This is a genomic window from Virgibacillus litoralis, assembly GCF_017873675.1.
Lineage (GTDB): Bacteria > Bacillota > Bacilli > Bacillales > Amphibacillaceae > Lentibacillus > Lentibacillus litoralis.
Genome location: NZ_JAGGKK010000001.1, coordinates 134821 through 151116 on the forward strand (window position 1 = coordinate 134821; position 16296 = coordinate 151116).

16 protein-coding genes are annotated in these 16296 nt (G+C 36.7%); 6 read left to right on the forward strand and 10 right to left on the reverse strand.

Translation table 11 applies throughout. The features are described from left to right. Positions 1-73 precede the first annotated feature (73 nt). Both J2Z82_RS00665 and prpE read left to right on the forward strand, forming a co-directional pair. Positions 74-1255 (forward strand): FtsW/RodA/SpoVE family cell cycle protein, encoded by a 1182-nt coding sequence (locus J2Z82_RS00665; RefSeq protein ID WP_209478873.1) that lies wholly within the window; start codon positions 74-76, stop codon positions 1253-1255. Continuing rightward, complete coding sequence (prpE, locus tag J2Z82_RS00670) at positions 1255-1995, forward strand: bis(5'-nucleosyl)-tetraphosphatase PrpE (protein WP_209478874.1); 741 nt, start codon at positions 1255-1257, stop codon at positions 1993-1995. The genes J2Z82_RS00665 and prpE overlap by 1 nt, the downstream gene beginning before the upstream one ends. On the opposite strand, the gene J2Z82_RS00675 is transcribed toward prpE, so the two are convergent. The 3 genes from J2Z82_RS00675 to yjbM are packed head-to-tail and all read right to left on the reverse strand — an operon-like array spanning position 1983 to position 4330. Then, a complete protein-coding gene (locus J2Z82_RS00675) occupies positions 1983-2867 on the reverse strand; it encodes an RluA family pseudouridine synthase (RefSeq protein WP_342453587.1) in 885 nt (294 codons plus the stop codon). The two genes, prpE and J2Z82_RS00675, sit on opposite strands and share 13 nt — an antisense overlap. Before the next feature lie 30 nt (positions 2868-2897). Then, entirely contained in the window at positions 2898-3707 is an 810-nt protein-coding gene (locus tag J2Z82_RS00680) for an NAD kinase (RefSeq protein ID WP_209478875.1), read from the reverse strand. A 14-nt stretch (positions 3708-3721) separates the two neighbouring features. Then, positions 3722-4330, reverse strand: a complete 609-nt coding sequence (gene yjbM / locus J2Z82_RS00685; protein WP_209478876.1) for a GTP diphosphokinase — start codon at positions 4328-4330, stop codon at positions 3722-3724. A gap of 212 nt (positions 4331-4542) precedes the next feature. Here yjbM and J2Z82_RS00690 point away from each other — a divergent pair, with 212 nt between their 5' ends. The 4 genes from J2Z82_RS00690 (at position 4543) to J2Z82_RS00705 (ending at position 7350) form a co-directional block, all read left to right on the forward strand. Further along, positions 4543-5127 carry a CYTH domain-containing protein gene (locus tag J2Z82_RS00690; RefSeq protein WP_209478877.1) on the forward strand — a complete coding sequence of 195 codons (585 nt, stop codon included), beginning with the start codon at positions 4543-4545 and terminating at the stop codon, positions 5125-5127. A gap of 82 nt (positions 5128-5209) precedes the next feature. Next, positions 5210-5587 carry a globin domain-containing protein gene (locus J2Z82_RS00695; protein ID WP_209478878.1) on the forward strand — a complete coding sequence of 126 codons (378 nt, stop codon included), beginning with the start codon at positions 5210-5212 and terminating at the stop codon, positions 5585-5587. Positions 5588-5607: 20 nt separating this feature from the next. Then, positions 5608-6504, forward strand: a complete 897-nt coding sequence (locus tag J2Z82_RS00700) for a ClpXP adapter SpxH family protein (protein ID WP_209478879.1) — start codon at positions 5608-5610, stop codon at positions 6502-6504. 663 nt (positions 6505-7167) lie between these two features. Further along, positions 7168-7350, forward strand: a complete 183-nt coding sequence (locus J2Z82_RS00705) for a hypothetical protein (protein ID WP_209478880.1) — start codon at positions 7168-7170, stop codon at positions 7348-7350. 193 nt (positions 7351-7543) lie between these two features. Here J2Z82_RS00705 and pepF read toward each other — a convergent pair whose 3' ends face one another. The 7 genes from pepF to J2Z82_RS00740 form a co-directional block, all read right to left on the reverse strand. Next, positions 7544-9355 carry an oligoendopeptidase F gene (gene pepF / locus J2Z82_RS00710; protein ID WP_209478881.1) on the reverse strand — a complete coding sequence of 604 codons (1812 nt, stop codon included), beginning with the start codon at positions 9353-9355 and terminating at the stop codon, positions 7544-7546. Between the two features lie 181 nt (positions 9356-9536). Next, positions 9537-10772 carry a competence protein CoiA gene (locus tag J2Z82_RS00715; RefSeq protein ID WP_209478882.1) on the reverse strand — a complete coding sequence of 412 codons (1236 nt, stop codon included), beginning with the start codon at positions 10770-10772 and terminating at the stop codon, positions 9537-9539. A 105-nt stretch (positions 10773-10877) separates the two neighbouring features. Beyond that, positions 10878-11594, reverse strand: coding sequence for an adaptor protein MecA (gene mecA, locus J2Z82_RS00720; protein WP_209478883.1), 717 nt, complete (start codon positions 11592-11594; stop codon positions 10878-10880). A 315-nt stretch (positions 11595-11909) separates the two neighbouring features. Beyond that, positions 11910-12305, reverse strand: coding sequence for a transcriptional regulator SpxA (gene spxA, locus J2Z82_RS00725; protein WP_092493689.1), 396 nt, complete (start codon positions 12303-12305; stop codon positions 11910-11912). Between the two features lie 284 nt (positions 12306-12589). Beyond that, positions 12590-13177 (reverse strand): GNAT family N-acetyltransferase, encoded by a 588-nt coding sequence (locus tag J2Z82_RS00730; RefSeq protein ID WP_209478884.1) that lies wholly within the window; start codon positions 13175-13177, stop codon positions 12590-12592. A 277-nt stretch (positions 13178-13454) separates the two neighbouring features. Then, positions 13455-14675: a putative glycoside hydrolase gene (locus J2Z82_RS00735; RefSeq protein ID WP_209478885.1), complete on the reverse strand. Its 1221-nt coding sequence runs from the start codon at positions 14673-14675 to the stop codon at positions 13455-13457. A 661-nt stretch (positions 14676-15336) separates the two neighbouring features. Beyond that, positions 15337-16275 (reverse strand): cation diffusion facilitator family transporter, encoded by a 939-nt coding sequence (locus J2Z82_RS00740; protein WP_209478886.1) that lies wholly within the window; start codon positions 16273-16275, stop codon positions 15337-15339. Positions 16276-16296: the final 21 nt, after the last annotated feature.

A 16296-nucleotide genomic window follows, 5' to 3' on the forward strand; every position in this document is an offset into this window, starting at 1 on the left:
TTTATTTGTCATTATCGTGTAAAATTGCTAAAGGATAGAAACAAACAAGATTATACAGAAAGCATGGTTAAATATGAAAAATCTTAATATTGATTATACGCTGGTATTCATCTTAATACTCTTAGGGTTAGTAAGTTTATTTACTTTATATACAATCGAACCCAGCTTACCTGAAAAATATGACGGGTCAAATTTTATGCTTAAACAAGCATTATGGTTCATAGCTGGGGGAATCGTAATAACTGCAGTCATGCTTATTGATTATGACCGTTTTCATCAAATTACCTGGATACTATATGGGATTGGATTAACTTCACTGCTTATGCTTTTCGCTGGATTTCCGGCTGGAATTGTCCATGAAGCAAATGGTGCTATCAGCTGGTTTAAATTTCCGGTGATAGGAACGATCCAGCCTGGTGAATTTATGAAGGTAATTCTTGTTTTGACACTTGCACATGTAATGGTTCGTCATAACACTAAATATATCGAGAAAACGATTAAAAGTGATTTAGGACTGCTTGCGAAAATAATTATCATTTCCGCTCCCCCAATGGCTTTATTAGCAGTACAGCCTGATCTGGGTGGATTGTTAGTTCTGATAGCGATAACTGGCTTTATGATTCTCGTGTCAGGTGTTAAGTGGCGAATTCTTTTTTCAATTGCTTTTATCGTAATTGATATTGTGTTGCTGGCAATTGTCGCATGGTATTTATTCCCTGGGCCAATCGCTGTTTTCCTGGAAGAATCAGTATTTGACCACGTCTCAAGCAGGTTCTACGGCTGGTTAAATCCGCAGCAAAATTATGATGCGGGCTATCAGTTGATTTTGGCGATGATGGCAATAGGATCAGGCCAGTTATTTGGAAAAGGTATTGGTGATATGGAGGTTTATGTGCCTGAACGCCATACCGATATGATTTTCACTGCAATTTCAGAACAATTTGGCTTTGTAGGCGCAAGTCTTGTTGTAATGTTATTTTTCCTGTTAGTTTATCGTCTGATCCACATCGCATTGTTAAGTAACGATACTTACGGCAGCTACCTTGTAACAGGTATTGTTGGTATGTTTGCCTATCAGATTTTCCAAAATATCGGCATGTCAATCCAGCTGTTGCCTATTACAGGACTCCCGCTCCCATTCTTAAGCTATGGCGGTAGTTCAACAATTACCTATATGCTGTCGATTGGAATTGTTCTTAATGTGCATTCGAGAACGAAAGAATATATGTTTAGCGAGGCTAGGTGGAAAGAATAATGAAAATTGACGTTATCGGTGATGTACATGGATGTATGGAGGAGCTTCAAGAGCTCTTTCATACATTAGGCTACAGATATGAAAGGCGAATCTTCTTGCACCCTGACGGCAGAACGCCTGTATTTCTAGGTGACATTACCGATCGGGGTCCACATTCCATAGCATTAATTAAACTTGTATATGATATGGTGATTGTTCACAAGAAAGCCCGTTATGTTCCAGGTAACCATTGCAATAAATTATATCGGTACTTTTTAGGAAATGATGTTAAGCAGCGGTATGGCTTAGAGACGACGGTAGCGGAATATACATCATTACCGAAGTCTGAACAGCAAACGGTAAAAGAACAATTTATCGAGTTATATGAAAATACTCCATTATATCTGGAAATACCGGAAGTAAAAACGATCGTGGCGCATGCAGGAATTAAGGAAGAATATATAGGACGGACGGATAAACGAGTAAAAACGTTCGTCCTATACGGTGATATTACTGGAAAGTTTGACGAGGATGGCCGTCCGATCAGACGCGATTGGGCCCAGGATTATCAAGGTAGTTACTGGATTGTCTATGGCCATACACCGATAAAACAGCCGCGTACCATTAATAAAACAATTAATATTGATACTGGATGTGTATTCGGAAATATGTTGACTGCTTTTCGATTACCCGAGGAAAAAGTCGTTTCTGTACAATCAAAACAGCCTTTAGTCGAGGAGAAATTTCACTATTTTGAGTGAATCAATTCGGCCATATCATGAGCTGTAGGTATTGTGAAATTCATTCTCTCTTTCCTTAAAGGGTGCATGAATGAAAGCTGGTAACAGTGAAGTGCCTGACGACTAATCGATTGTGTGGAAGCTCCATACAGGTCATCCCCTGCTATTGGATAGCCTAAATCTGAAAAGTGTACGCGTATCTGGTGAGTCCTCCCTGTTTCCAGGTGAACATCCAAGAGCGAATGGGTTAACGACTCTTCCACAACACTATAATGCGTTATAGCAGGCTTCCCTGTTGCTGTTACTGTTCTTTCAATAATGGAACCTTCTTTGCGTCCAATAGGAGCCTCGATGGTTCCTTTTTTATTTTGTAGATGGCCTTCTACTATTGTATGATAGCGTCGGTTTATCCTGCCTGCCTTTTGTGATGCTGCCATAATCGAATGACTGTAACGGTGTTTTGCAATCAGTAATAATCCTGAGGTATCCCTGTCAAGTCGTGTTACAATGTGAACTGTGTATGGTATATCGTGGTTTTCATAATAGAAAAGAACCCCATTTGCAATAGTTCCTGAAGGGTGAATATTGGATGGAATAGTTGCAGTATGCGGCTGCTTGTTAATAATTAAGACATCCTCATCCTCATAAACAATTGAAAGCGGTATTTCTTCAGGTATCATAAAAGGCCCTTTTTTCTCTTTTGGAAATGTAACAGAAAGCGTATCACCAACTTCTAATTGATAGCGAACCGTTTTGGGTGACCCATTCACACTGATTTCCCCACCATCATGAACGATTGCTTTAATTACATTTCTGGAGAAAGCTTGTATCCGCTGTAAATATTCTCGAATAATCAGTCCCTGATGTTCATTTTCAATTATCCATTTCAACACGCTTCACCTGCCACACTCTTTACCTTACTACTAAAATTCCTTATCATCATCTGCAACAAATGAATCGCGCACCCTGTCCCAGAATGGAAATGGTCTAAACCTTGCAAATCTGACTCGTTCTTTCGCCACACGGCATTGGATTGATTTTACATTTGTATAATTTTCCGTAAAGTGATCAATCGTGATTAAGAAGCTGCGGTCCACAACCGGCTTCAATAGGCATGTATGATGTTTCGGCAAAATTAATGGTGAACCAATAGTACGGAAAACGCGATTGTTAATTGACGCCATTTCAGTAAGCTGAATCGCTTCAAGTGATGGATGGATAATCCCGCCACCTAACGCCTTATTATACGCTGTACTGCCTGAAGGAGTTGAAATACATAAGCCATCACCACGAAATGTCTCAAAGTGATCTCCTTTAATTTCTACATCGAACACAACTGACCCTTCTGTCGTTTTAATTGTAGCTTCATTTAAAGCAAGAAAACGATCTTCTTTTCCACCGTTTTGTCCGCGAATAATCACTTCTAATAATGGGTATTCAACAATTTGAAAAGGAGTCTTCGCAATTTCAATAATTAACTTTTCAACTTCATCTGGCACCCAGTCCGCATAGAATCCTAGATGGCCTGTATGTACTCCAATAAACGCGGTGGAATCAATGCAATGCACATAGCGATGAAAAGCCTCAAGGAACGTGCCATCGCCGCCTACAGAAATAACTAAACCCGGATCATCTTCATCATATTCCAAATCAAAATCTGTTAAATATTGTTTCATAGTAGCTTTAATTTTGTTTGATCTTTCATCGCCTTTTGATACTATTGCAAATTTCACAGTACACTCTCTCCTTACTTTCGGTGGAATATTCGTTGTGCTTCTTGTACCTCATTTTTTATAATAGACATCTCTTCATCCAATTTGAATGCTGCTTCAGAAGCTCGCTGCAGCCTTGATTTAATATTCGATGGAATACTGCCTTTATACTTATAGTTTAATGAATGTTCGTTTGTTGCCCAGAAATTCATGGCCAAAGTGCGAATTTGAATTTCAGCTATTACCATCTTCACGCCGTGTATCGTCTCAACTGGATATTTGATAATCATATGATAAGATCTATAGCCACTTTCCTTCTTTCTTGATACATAATCTTTTTCCTCAACAATCTTTAAATCCTCACGTGATTTGATCATGTTTACAATTGTATAAATATCATCAACAAACTGGCAAACAACTCGAACTCCCGCAATATCCTGCAATTCCTGTTCGACCCGGTCCAGTCGTATTTGTCTGCTTTCTGCTTTCTCTAAGATACTGGGAACTGGTTTAACCCTTCCCGTAATAAACTCAATTGGCGAATGTCTTGATTCGTGCTCAAATTGTGCACGAATTCCTTTTAGTTTTACTTTTAATTCTTCCACTGCCTGTGAATAAGGGGCAAGTAATACATCCCAATTCATCCTCACACCACCTATATATCATCTTTTTTCCCATTTTATCATAATATATGAAAATGGATAATCTTTGCATATTTGTACATCATTCGCCATAATTAACAAAAGTGAAAGTGACTGGTTATTGGAAGTAGCTATTTCTATTATTTAAGCATATTCAGCTGCCATCCTTTTACCTTTTTAAACTCCTATTAATATTTTATACTGGAGGTTTTTAATTGGCACAGGAAATTGAAATCGAATATAAAAATTTATTAACAAAAGACGAGTTTGAACGCGTCTTAAATAGTTTGCCTTTCCCAAGTGATGCGCAAACACAAACAAATCATTATTTTGAAACTGCTGATTTTTCTCTTAAAAAAAATGGCTGTGCATTAAGGATCAGGGAAAAAAATAACACATTCACACTAACATTAAAAGAACCACATGATACTGGTTTGCTCGAAACACATGATACGTTAACAAAACAAGAAGCTGAAAAATGGATAAACGGGGAATTCGTAGCAAAAGAGTATACTTCCAAACAATTGGAAAATAAAGGTGTTTATCTGGAAGACTTAAAATACTTCGGGAATTTGACAACCAAACGACGTGAACTAACTTATCAAGACGTGTTATTAGTGCTTGATTATAGTTCTTATGGTGACACATCTGACTATGAATTGGAACTAGAAGCTACTTCCGAGGAAGCCGGTCGTAAAATGATGCAGGAGATATTGGAAAAATTTAATATAAAACGACGTCAAACACCTAATAAGATACAACGTTTCTTCACTTCCAAGGTTAAAAACGACAGCAATTAATTAATAGAATAAATCAGATTAGTTGCTCTTAAAATTTTACGTTGCTACAATTAGAACAAACATAGTAGGAGAGAATAACTGTATGACCAAACCTGGAACAATGTTCGAAGTAATTGGCGGCTTTGATTCAATCGATAAATTAGTAACAGCTTTTTATAAAAGAGTAGGTAATCATCCAAAGCTGATTCCAATTTTTCCAGATGATTTAACGGAAACTGCAAGAAAACAGAGAATGTTTTTAACTCAGTTTTTTGGTGGACCAAGACTATATTCCGAAGAACGTGGTCATCCGATGCTGCGCAAACGTCATCTGCCTTTTGAAATCACAGCTGAACGCAAAGACGCTTGGTTGGAATGTATGAATGCAGCATTGGAAGAAGCAGAAATAGAAGAACCATACAAAACAGCTATATTTGAAAAACTGACCATGACAGCACACCATATGATGAATACACCGTAATAATAGAAAGGAGAATCGATGTGAGTTGGAGTCAATCTGGGCTAATAAGCTCAAAAAGTACAAACACATCGGCAAAATATAGCTACTTCGATTTTGTAAAAAAACCAATTGAAATTTATGTATTTGTAGATCCGCTTTGTCCCGAGTGCTGGTCGCTGGAACCGTATTTGAAAAAGTTGTCTATTGAATATGGTAGATTTTTCACTATACGCCCGATTATTAGCGGGCATTTAAATACACTTAATAAAGATAAATTTGATAAACCGAAACGGTTAAGAGATATTTGGGAAAAAACAGCTAACCGCACGGGTATGAGTTGTGATGGTGATCTATGGGTTGAGAATCCAGTTTCGTCACCATGGATTGCATCGCTTGCAATAAAAGCAGCCGAATTGCAAGGGAAAAAAGCGGGCCGAGTCTTTTTACGAAAAATACAGGAGAATGTCTTCCTGAAAAAGAAGAACATCTCTGATGAAGCAGTATTGATGGAATGTGCAAAACAATCAAATCTCGACATCGAAGAATTTGAAGATGATTTATATTCTACTTCAGCTAAAAAAGCATTTCAGTGTGATTTGAAGCTGACAAAGGAAATGGAAGTAGATTATATCCCGACAATTGTTTTTTTTAATCAAGTTTCTGAAGAAGAAGGAATTAAAATTTCCGGTCTTTATCCATATGATATTTATGTCCAAGTGCTGAAACAGATTCTACAGAAAGACCCGGTACCTTCAAGCAAACCACCATTGGAAAACTTCCTTAAAAATTATGGTGTTGTCGGTAATAAAGAAATTTCGGTAGTATATGACTGGACAACAGCTAAAACAGAAAAAGAAATGAAAAAATTGCTGTTAAGGCGGTCAGTAGAAAAGATCCCTGTGAAATACGGGACATTTTGGAGATATAATGATGAATAATATGCAAAGCATGGAGTTGATTGTGCTTTGCGTATTTTTTTGACTGATTATTAAGGGCTCTTGATATTGATGAACCTCTCCCGTTTTAGCGGGCAGTCTTCCGAGTTCAGATCTCACCTCATAGGCTTATCGCCAAGCCAATAGTTGCGGTGTTTTGTATGGAGATACCTAACTAGCTTGATTACAAATTCATTTAGCTGGTGTCTGCGTGTTGCAAAGGCACAGGGTGTTCCTATAAATGGTTTAACGAGCGGACACAGAAGCCCTTATTTCACATATATCATGGTTATTAGAGGGCATATGTATCAAATAAGGTCCCTGGTGTCAGCAAAACCTCAGATTTGCTATAAGACATGACAGATGATGGCCGGGCATTCGGCAGCCATGTCGGGTTAAAAATAGCCAAGAAAAAAGGATATACGGGGCAGCGTATATCCTAAGTTAGTTCTCCGACCTTTATAATAAACAAAGGGGGGGATGGGAGAAAGTTTCATGATCAAACAAAAGGGGTTTTTTGTTTGTGATTCATCTCACATTTTTTATGTTATCAACAGTAGGAGTTTTTTTCAATCGCAGGTGAAGCTTTTCACAAAAATGTCACACTTCTAATTCATTTTTCTGTCACATATGATGTACTAACATACTATGATAGGAGTGGTTATCATGCAGGATCTCCTCCCACTTATCTTTTTAATCACAACGGTTATAGTCATCTTCTTAAATATTCTCGGTCTAATGCAGTTGATACCTCTATTCATTACATTACCAATGTTATTTATTTCAATTTATTTAACCATTTATACGTTTACACATAGAAATGTTTACCGTGGAGGAATGCGAGGATAATTCTTATTAAAATTGCTTGTCTTATGGCCAAGCTTTAACGACAAAACTCAGTTGCGCTAATGCTGTGTATAAATTCTTAACTGCTTAGAAAACTTGGCTTATCGCCAAGCCTTAATGTAGATAAGTCTTAGTTGCACTTATTTGCCAAAAAAGTGCTGTCACCCACAATTAAGACGGTGACAGCACTTTATTTTTATTTCAACAGCAGTTCTTCCATTTCGTTAAGCTTTTCTTCAAACACATCAAGTGCTGCCAATATCGGCTCTTTGGATGTCATATCAACGCCTGCTTTCTTCAGAACTTCAATCGGATAATCACTGCTTCCTGCTTTTAGGAAGTCAAGATAACGATCGACCGCTCCTTCTTCCCCATTGAGAATCTGATTGGATAGTGCAGTAGCTGCCGAATATCCAGTTGCATACTGATAGACATAATAATTCATATAAAAATGTGGAATTCTCGCCCACTCTAGACCAATTTCCTCGTCTGAAACAACTTCATCACCGAAGTATTTTTTATTCAATTCATAGTAGATTTCCGTTAGCTTCTCTGCAGTTAAAGCCTCGCCTTCCTGCATGCGTTTATGAATGTCATGCTCGAATTCTGCAAACATTGTTTGACGGAAGACAGTCCCACGAAATCCTTCAAGGAAGTGATTTAACAGATAAAGCTTTTGTTTCTCGTCGTCCACATGATTTAGCATATAATCATTTAGTAACGCTTCATTACATGTTGATGCAACTTCTGCTACAAAAATCGAATAGTTTCCATATCGAAATGGTTGTGACTCATGCGTATAATAGCTGTGTAATGAATGACCAAGTTCATGTGCTAAAGTAAATAAATCATTCACTTTATCCTGCCAATTAAGTAATATATATGGATTAGTACCGTACGCGCCTGATGAGTATGCACCGCTACGTTTACCTTTATTCTCTTCAACGTCAATCCAGCGGCTATCAAAGCCTTCTTTCACTTTACTCACATAGTCCTCACCAAGAGGTGCAAAGCTATCAACCACATATTCCTGTGCTTTTTCATAAGGAACAGTCATATCAACATCTTTAACAAGTGGTGTATACATATCATACATGTGTAATTCATCGAGTCCTAGCACTTTCTTACGCAGTTCGGCATAACGGTGCAGCAATGATAATTTATCATTAACTGCTTCAATCAGATTATCATACACCTGTTCTGGAATATTATTACCATCTAAAGCTGCATGCCGTGCGGAATTATAATTACGGACCTTTGCATTAAAATTGTCTGTTTTAACCGTGCCAGTTAATGTAGCAGAAAATGTATTTTTAAACTTGCCATACGTTTCATACATTGCTTTAAAAGCAGCTTCACGAACACTGCGATCTTTTGACTCCAAAAATCCTATATAACGGCCATGGGTTAAATCAATTTCTTCCCCATCTTCATTTTTAATCGTTGGAAAAGTTAAATCGGCATTATTCAGCATTCCAAACGTATTTTCTGCGCTTGACATGGGCTCTGATGCTTCAGCTAATAATTCTTCTTCTTTTTCACTTAACACGTGCGGTCGCTGACGAGAAATCTCATCTAGTGTTTTATCATATAGCTTTAATTCCTTTTTCTCGTTAACAAAGCTTTCCAATTTTTCTTCGTCCATTGCCAGGATTTCAGGAACAATATAACTCATTGAACTTGATGCAAGTGTCAGCAGATTCTCGGCCTTTGAGTTCATCTCCTGATATGTTGAATTTGTTGTATCCTGATCAGATCGCATATGTGCATATGTAAATAGTTTGCCAATTCGCTCTGACAGCTGATCCTGAAGCCTTAATACATCATATAGATTTTGCGCAGACTCCGTTATTTTGCCTTGAAATTTTTCAATTGATGGGATATCATTTTTTAGCGCTTGCAGTTCTTTCTCCCATGCGTCATCTGTTTTAAAAATATCTTCCAGCTTCCACGTTTTTTCTTGTGGTATTTCACTTCTTTTTGGTAACTCCTTTGTTGCTTTTGCCACTATCGTTTCCTCCTTTGTTCGCAGTTAAGAAAGTATAAATCCTTTCTTACTGCATAAGTGCAACTAAGGCTTTCACCATTAAGGCTTGGCGATAAGCCTAGTTTTCTAATCCTTCCTTACTATTTCTAGATAAAATGAAAAAAATCCTTCATTCTAATTAGTATAACGAAATAATTCGTAATCATGCCCGTATTTTGTTTGTAATCAGCAAATTTAACAGCTTTTCATCCCCAGCCAGAGCATCCTCAATATTTTTATAAAATTTTATGGGGCTTTTTTTGGCAAAATAGTTTGGAGAAACTTGCTGAATTACATCTAACTGTTCCAGCAATTGAAGGTATTGATGAACCGGGTTAACTGTTTGCTTGATTAAGGGGAATTCATTCGGATGATGGAAATGATGACGAAGTAGATGCTCACACGATTTAACCGAAATAGGGCTTTCCATCGGGAGCGGATCTATGACTTCAATACAAAGTCTGCTTTGCCAGTCCCATGGTGGAGTTTTCATCATATATTGTGAGGAAATCGGCAGGTGGATTATTGATGGGAGGAACTCCTTGTGTGTCTGCTTAAGGTAGATCCATTGATGCCAATTCAGCTCTCGTCCATATAAGCGGTTTGTCGCCTTTAACCGAAATGTGCGTTTTTCCCATTTCCAGGATTGAAACAAGTCATTTGTAGTACAGAAATTTGCTTGGAACATGTCTTTAAATGACATTTGATTTAACTTTTTCGTATGAAATTTACCTATTGCTGTTTGTGTTTTTGAAAAGTAAAAATCCTGAAATGAAATAAACTGAAGACTATTGGGACAAAAGTAGAATAACATGAGTGGTAATACAGAGGAAAATTGATGAATGAATTGAAGTAGGAACTGATCAATTTTTAAGTGACTACGGTTGCTTTGTGTCAGTCGATTCGCACCCAAGATCCAAATCGGTGTAATACCTGCGCTGCGATATCCTTTATTACGCTCACGGACTTGCGCTGCAGGAATTCGTGCACATTGATACTCGATTGCTACGAGTCTATTGTTTATTGTAATTAAAATATCCGGCCGCTGCTTAATCTCAGGTAAATACGCCTCCAGTTGAACAGTAAGCTGTTGATGCTTAAGCCATTGGTATAATAACAATTTTCCCTTTTCATGATACGGCCCTTCCCCACCCTCACTCGAAGGACAACTGCTGTTGGAACGATGTGCAAAATGCGGAACCATTAGCGTACCTGCTTTCATTATTACTGGCTCATTACATGTTGGACAACTGAATTCTTCTCGCTCTTTTAGTATTGAAATTTCTTGCTTAGTTAAGGTTGCTAGCGTTACAAAAGTTCCATATTTAGTTTTAGCCTGAAGCATTAATTTTACACCTCCATCTTTACCTATTCGACAGCGAGTGACAAATTCCTTCAATTTTATAGGCTCTTTAAAAAAATACATATATTTATTATGTATTAGTGACATTCACCACCGGGCTTGTCTTTTCAAAAAACAGCATAAAAAAAAGGACACCCTTTATTAAGAGCGTCCAATAATAGCTGGAAAATGGGAACGTACTTGTTCAAATGTGTTATCAGCAAAGATTTGTTTCCCGTATTCTTCCAGAAAGTGAATGGTTACTTCCGTGTCATTCGCAAATTCAAAAACCTGACTAATCATATCTTCTTGATGGTCATCTTCAACTTCCTCATCTTGTGGGAATTCTATATACAGATAATATTTATTGTTGTAATGGAAGAGTGTATCTTCTATTTTATCTGTTTTATCTTTGTTATCTTGGAAATAATGACTTAACTGAATAACATCTTCAAAGTCATTAAACATTACACTTAGTGATAGATTTCCATCTTCGTCCTCTTCTTTTTTGGACTTGGATGATTTTTCATCCCCTTCACCAAATTTGTCATCCAGCATATCCTCAATCTTATCATCAACTGAAATATCGATTGTCTTTCCATTCTCAGTTGGCAGCTCGATATTCTCACCATTTTTGGAGACCTGTGCTTTGGTTACAACAATTTCCAGTCCCTTATCCAAGGCTTGCACCTGAATCCATAATGGCCCTTCGACATTAAAGTCTTCTTTATAATTAACTTCATCCATCATTTGCCAGAATAATTGTTCACTACGTTCGCGATTATACCAAATTTCCTCACGTTCAAATCCACGATCTTCTATATCGATATAGGAAATATAGAATTTTACCGTATTCTCATTTATACGTTCTATTTCCATCATATTTCTCTCCCTTCTATTAGAAAAAGCTTGACTTCACGGTCAATAGTAATGGTGGAAGAGACTACTTCACCTTTAATGTTTATTTATTATTCGTGTTCCCTTTATTACACGTTATTAACCATTCTTTATCTTATATTATTATTGTATGACATCTTATACAAATTGAAAATTCATATGCCTATAAATTAATAATTAATTTCATATTTTAACCTATTTCGTTCGATTTGTCACTAGCTTTTAATAAAAAAAACGCAGACCTCTAACTTCAGGTTCTGCGTTTTTGTTAGTAATTGTTATACATCGACGAGTAACTTAGTTTACCAGTCGTTGAGCTTCACGTAGTTGAAAAGTTCTTACGGTTCTAGGTAGGAACCTGCGAATCTCATCTTCGTTATACCCTACTTGCAAACGTTTCTCATCAAGAATAATTGGTCGACGTAATAATCCAGGGTTTTTCTGGATTAGATTAAATAAATCTTTCATCGGAAGTTGATCAATATTGACGTCCAATTTTTGAAAGACTTTTGATCGTGTTGAAATAATCTCGTCTGTACCATCTTCAGTCATACGTAATATTTCCTTTATCTCATCCAGCGATAATGGTTCGGAAAATATATTACGTTCTGTGAACGGTATATCATGTTCTTCTAACCATGCTTTTGCTTTTCTGCAAGATGTACAACTTGGTGAGGTATAAAGTGTTACCATGAAACTTCACTCCTCAATCTAAAAGTGTGTATGGTCATTTCATAAACATTTGAATAACTTATTAGATTAAAATAAGTTTAAATAACCTATATGTATAATTATACTACATTTGTCAAACGAAAGGTAGAGTATTTCCTATAAAATTTACTGTGCTGATAAATGTTCATGAAATGTTCTCATTTAGTTTTAACATACCCTAAATCATTTTTAATTAAACCTTTTAATTGAAAAATACTTAGAAATTTAGCCTCTTGCTGTTAAAATAACAAGAGGCTAAAATTTGTTCATGCTTTTTCTTTTAGATTTTCAAATATGTTATCAGACTCACGATCTTCATCGTAGCTTAGTACTTCATCGACAGGCTGATATGCTCGACCATATATCTCTTCGTCTTTATAGGTATGAATGTCTTCGTACATCTTTTTCATTTTTTCATAAATTTCCTCTTCGGAATCATCACTTGGAGACCAAAACAGGATTTCCATAGGAGTATCCTCATCTGTAGCTAATGAGCGGCGATTGTAACCAATGGATTGTGCGTGGGCAAAACCTTCCCGCTTATAAAAATGAAGTCTCTTCGCTGTGTCTGTGTCATCGTAATCGACTGGTTCCACTTCAAGAATGATTGGTTTATCCTTTTTTTTAAGCTTTTCTATTAGCTTATGTCCGGTTCCTTTGCCTCTAGAGTTCGCAGAGACCCAAACATAGTCTATAAATAGAAATGAATTAAACTCAGCATACATCAAAACATGCTCAGGACTTTCATCCTTATAGTAGACGTCACCTTTCTCCTTTAAAAGCATATCCATATGCTCTTTGGACTTCATTTCCTCAATTGGGAAATATTTGTTTAGCTTTTGATACCAATTCATAGATCTACTCCTTAATCTTTAGTAGTCTTTTACATTATAACGAATGAGCCTGCCTTTGTTAAATCGATTTTGATAGAGAATATGGCTTATGAACAACAAATAATGGGTAAATACATGATTTAACTTCTACAGAGTCCATTATCCTCTTATTTTTTAATGATAGCCAGTTATTTCCACAATTCGATTTTAAAGCTTATTATACGTAAAAAAACCGGACTCTATACGTTAAAGAAGCCCGATTTTTCACAATGAAAATATGATTTTTGTGCTGTCGTATTTAATTGAGAGGTGTATAATCAACATTCTCGGTGTAAGTATTTCCAGCATTCCAAATTAGAAATTCATTAATACCATTTTCTTTTAATGCAGTTATCTGTGTTTCTACTTCGGCTTTTCCATACTGTTTAGTTGCGCCGCTATATAACCATGGTGCTTCAAAATCTTGAATCCACGGTCTGGAAGTTGGCGGTTCTTCCAATTTTCCTAGCACTTTATTCTCAACTTTAGCATATTCCGTTACTAACTTATATGGCTCTTTATCAGGCACAGGGATATCAAAATAAGATGTCCAATGGCTTGGATAAATCATAGAAGAAATAACATCTACGTTCTTTGAAATCTTCGTAAAGTTTTGTCCAATACCTGGTGCTTCTGGAATTGTTGCAGCATAGCCAAAGATATCCACTGATACATCTAAGTCGTAATACTCCAATTCTTCTCTTGCATATGAGACAAAGTCAGTAACCGCGTTCACCCGACGTTGAATATTATTCGTTTTATCATCTTTATAGTCACCTTGGCCATAACTCAATTCACTGTCGTATTTTTCAAATCCTTCCGGAAAACGAACATAATCAAATTGAATTTCCTGAAATCCCAGTTCAGCTGCTTTCTTAGCTATTTCTAAATTGTATTCCCATACTTCCTTTTTAAATGGATTAACAAAGGCTTCCCCTTTATTATTGGTCCAAACCTTTCCATTTTTAGTAAAAGATAAGTCTGGCCGTTTATTCGCTAAAACGGAATCTTTAAAAACTACTACTCTCGCAATTGGATAAATTCCTTTTTCTTCAAGGACTTTAATCAATTTTCGTGGTTCATTAATATAATTAATGCCTATATCCTCATATGGTGAGCCTTCTTTTGGCTTAAATGTTAAATTACCATGATCTTCTTTTATGTCAATTACCATTGCATTTAAATCTGAATTTTCTACTAGACTAGTAAGTTTTCCAAATCTGCTTCCTCCAGCAGATGGCCCTGTAACATAAATACCGCGAACGGCATCCGGATACTCAAAGTTTACCCCCGCATCATATGTAAAACGCTGTAATTTTTTGCTCGTGTCAATTGGGGTTATGCTTGTCTGTCGTTCCATATGTGGACTAGCATTATAGACTTCCTCACCACTGCTTGTATGTAAAGTCATTGGAACTGCAATACCAAGTAGGAGAATAACACTTATTGTTGCTATAATCATGATGTTCTTTTTCTCCATTTTCTATCAATCTCCCATTCCCATTTTAATTATATTATAACGGATAACGAGGTAATTTAGAACATTATATTTCAAAATTTGTCGAAAAAATTCGTTCAATTTCACTTGTAATTAAGGAGAAAGTAGTGTATGTTATTATGTTAGTTTTGTAATCGGTATTTAATTCATTATATTTAAGTTTACGATATTAAATGGAGAAGTAGAACTTACTTCTAATGGTAAAAGAACGCCATTGAGAGTTCTAACGGGTTCACTTGGGAGGTGCAAAACAGTAATTCACAAGTTATGTCTCACCTATAATCACATAATTTTCACTAGACAGGCTGATGTCCACAGATTTGGCGGATCCTCATTCCGTTATTTCCTTAAAAACGCCTATTTTGATCGCGTTATGTAATCCTCATTCCGCTATTTACCCTTTTCAGCCACATTTTTCATTGTTATTGGGTAAATAACGGAACCAGGAACCGTTTCAACCTTCTAGAACAGCTTTTTTAACGATTTAGCGGAACCACGATTCACTTCACTGGTTTGTGTGATTCACATTCCGCTGAATTCATACAATAAAAATACACACGGGGTTTCACAAGCGAAATCTCGTGTGTATTTTTAATGTTTGCATCTCTGAAGTGAACCCGTTATGAAACGGCAATGGCGGTTTTTAATGATCATGTTGATGGTCCGAATGTTCATGGTCGTTTTGACACATCAGCGAATCTTCATGTGGGTGTTCATTGTTTTCCATCTGGATTGTCACATGGCCAATACCTTTATGCTCTAGATCATGTTCAATCGTTCGTAACAGTCCCTGACTTTCATGGACAGACAAGTCACCATCTACTACCGCGTGACAGGAGAGCGCATTTTGTCCGCTAGTGATACTCCAAACGTGCAAGTCATGTATACTTTTAATACCTTGTGCATTTTCCATTATATTAATTATTTCATCTAGATCCACATTCTTAGGAGTTCCCTCCATTAACACGTGAATCCCGTCTTTCGTAACTCTCCACCCACTTATTAGCACAAGAACTGCAACGATAACACTTGCCAGCGGATCGGCCCATCCCCAATTGAAAAATATGATTAGCAATGCAGCAGCAATTGCGCCAACTGATCCTAATAAATCGCCTAACACATGAAGAAAAGCAGCGCGTAAATTTAAATTTTCTTTTGTATCTCCACGCAGCAATATCCATGCTACAAAAATATTAACCAATAAGCCGATGGAAGCGACAATTAGCATTCCAGTCGATGCAACTTCAGGTGGTGCTGTAAAACGTTTGTAAGCCTCAAAAAAAATATAAATAGAAATTAATATGAGTGTAACACCATTAAACACAGCTGCCAGTATTTCGAATCGCTTATACCCGTAAGTCTTGCTGTAATTAGCTACTTTCTCCCCAAATTTAAAGGCTAATAGTCCAACTCCGAGTGATATGGAATCACTTAGCATATGACCTGCATCCGATAATAATGCTAGGCTATTGGTAAGTAATCCGCCTATTGCTTCAATAATCATATAGGCTGTTATTACTGAAAAACTGATCATCAAAGCTTTTTTATTTGCACCATGTGTATGGTCATGATCGTGCCCCATTTTGTAATACCTCCTATGCAA

Coding starts and splice junctions, on each gene's coding strand:
- J2Z82_RS00705 (WP_209478880.1), top strand. CDS start 7,168: ATGCAGGATCTCCTCCCACTTATCTTTTTAATCACAACGGTTATAGTC.
- mecA (WP_209478883.1), bottom strand. CDS start 11,594: ATGGAAATAGAACGTATAAATGAGAATACGGTAAAATTCTATATTTCC.
- J2Z82_RS00735 (WP_209478885.1), bottom strand. CDS start 14,675: ATGGAGAAAAAGAACATCATGATTATAGCAACAATAAGTGTTATTCTC.
- yjbM (WP_209478876.1), bottom strand. CDS start 4,330: ATGAATTGGGATGTATTACTTGCCCCTTATTCACAGGCAGTGGAAGAA.
- prpE (WP_209478874.1), top strand. CDS start 1,255: ATGAAAATTGACGTTATCGGTGATGTACATGGATGTATGGAGGAGCTT.
- J2Z82_RS00740 (WP_209478886.1), bottom strand. CDS start 16,275: ATGGGGCACGATCATGACCATACACATGGTGCAAATAAAAAAGCTTTG.
- J2Z82_RS00730 (WP_209478884.1), bottom strand. CDS start 13,177: ATGAATTGGTATCAAAAGCTAAACAAATATTTCCCAATTGAGGAAATG.
- J2Z82_RS00695 (WP_209478878.1), top strand. CDS start 5,210: ATGACCAAACCTGGAACAATGTTCGAAGTAATTGGCGGCTTTGATTCA.
- J2Z82_RS00665 (WP_209478873.1), top strand. CDS start 74: ATGAAAAATCTTAATATTGATTATACGCTGGTATTCATCTTAATACTC.
- spxA (WP_092493689.1), bottom strand. CDS start 12,305: ATGGTAACACTTTATACCTCACCAAGTTGTACATCTTGCAGAAAAGCA.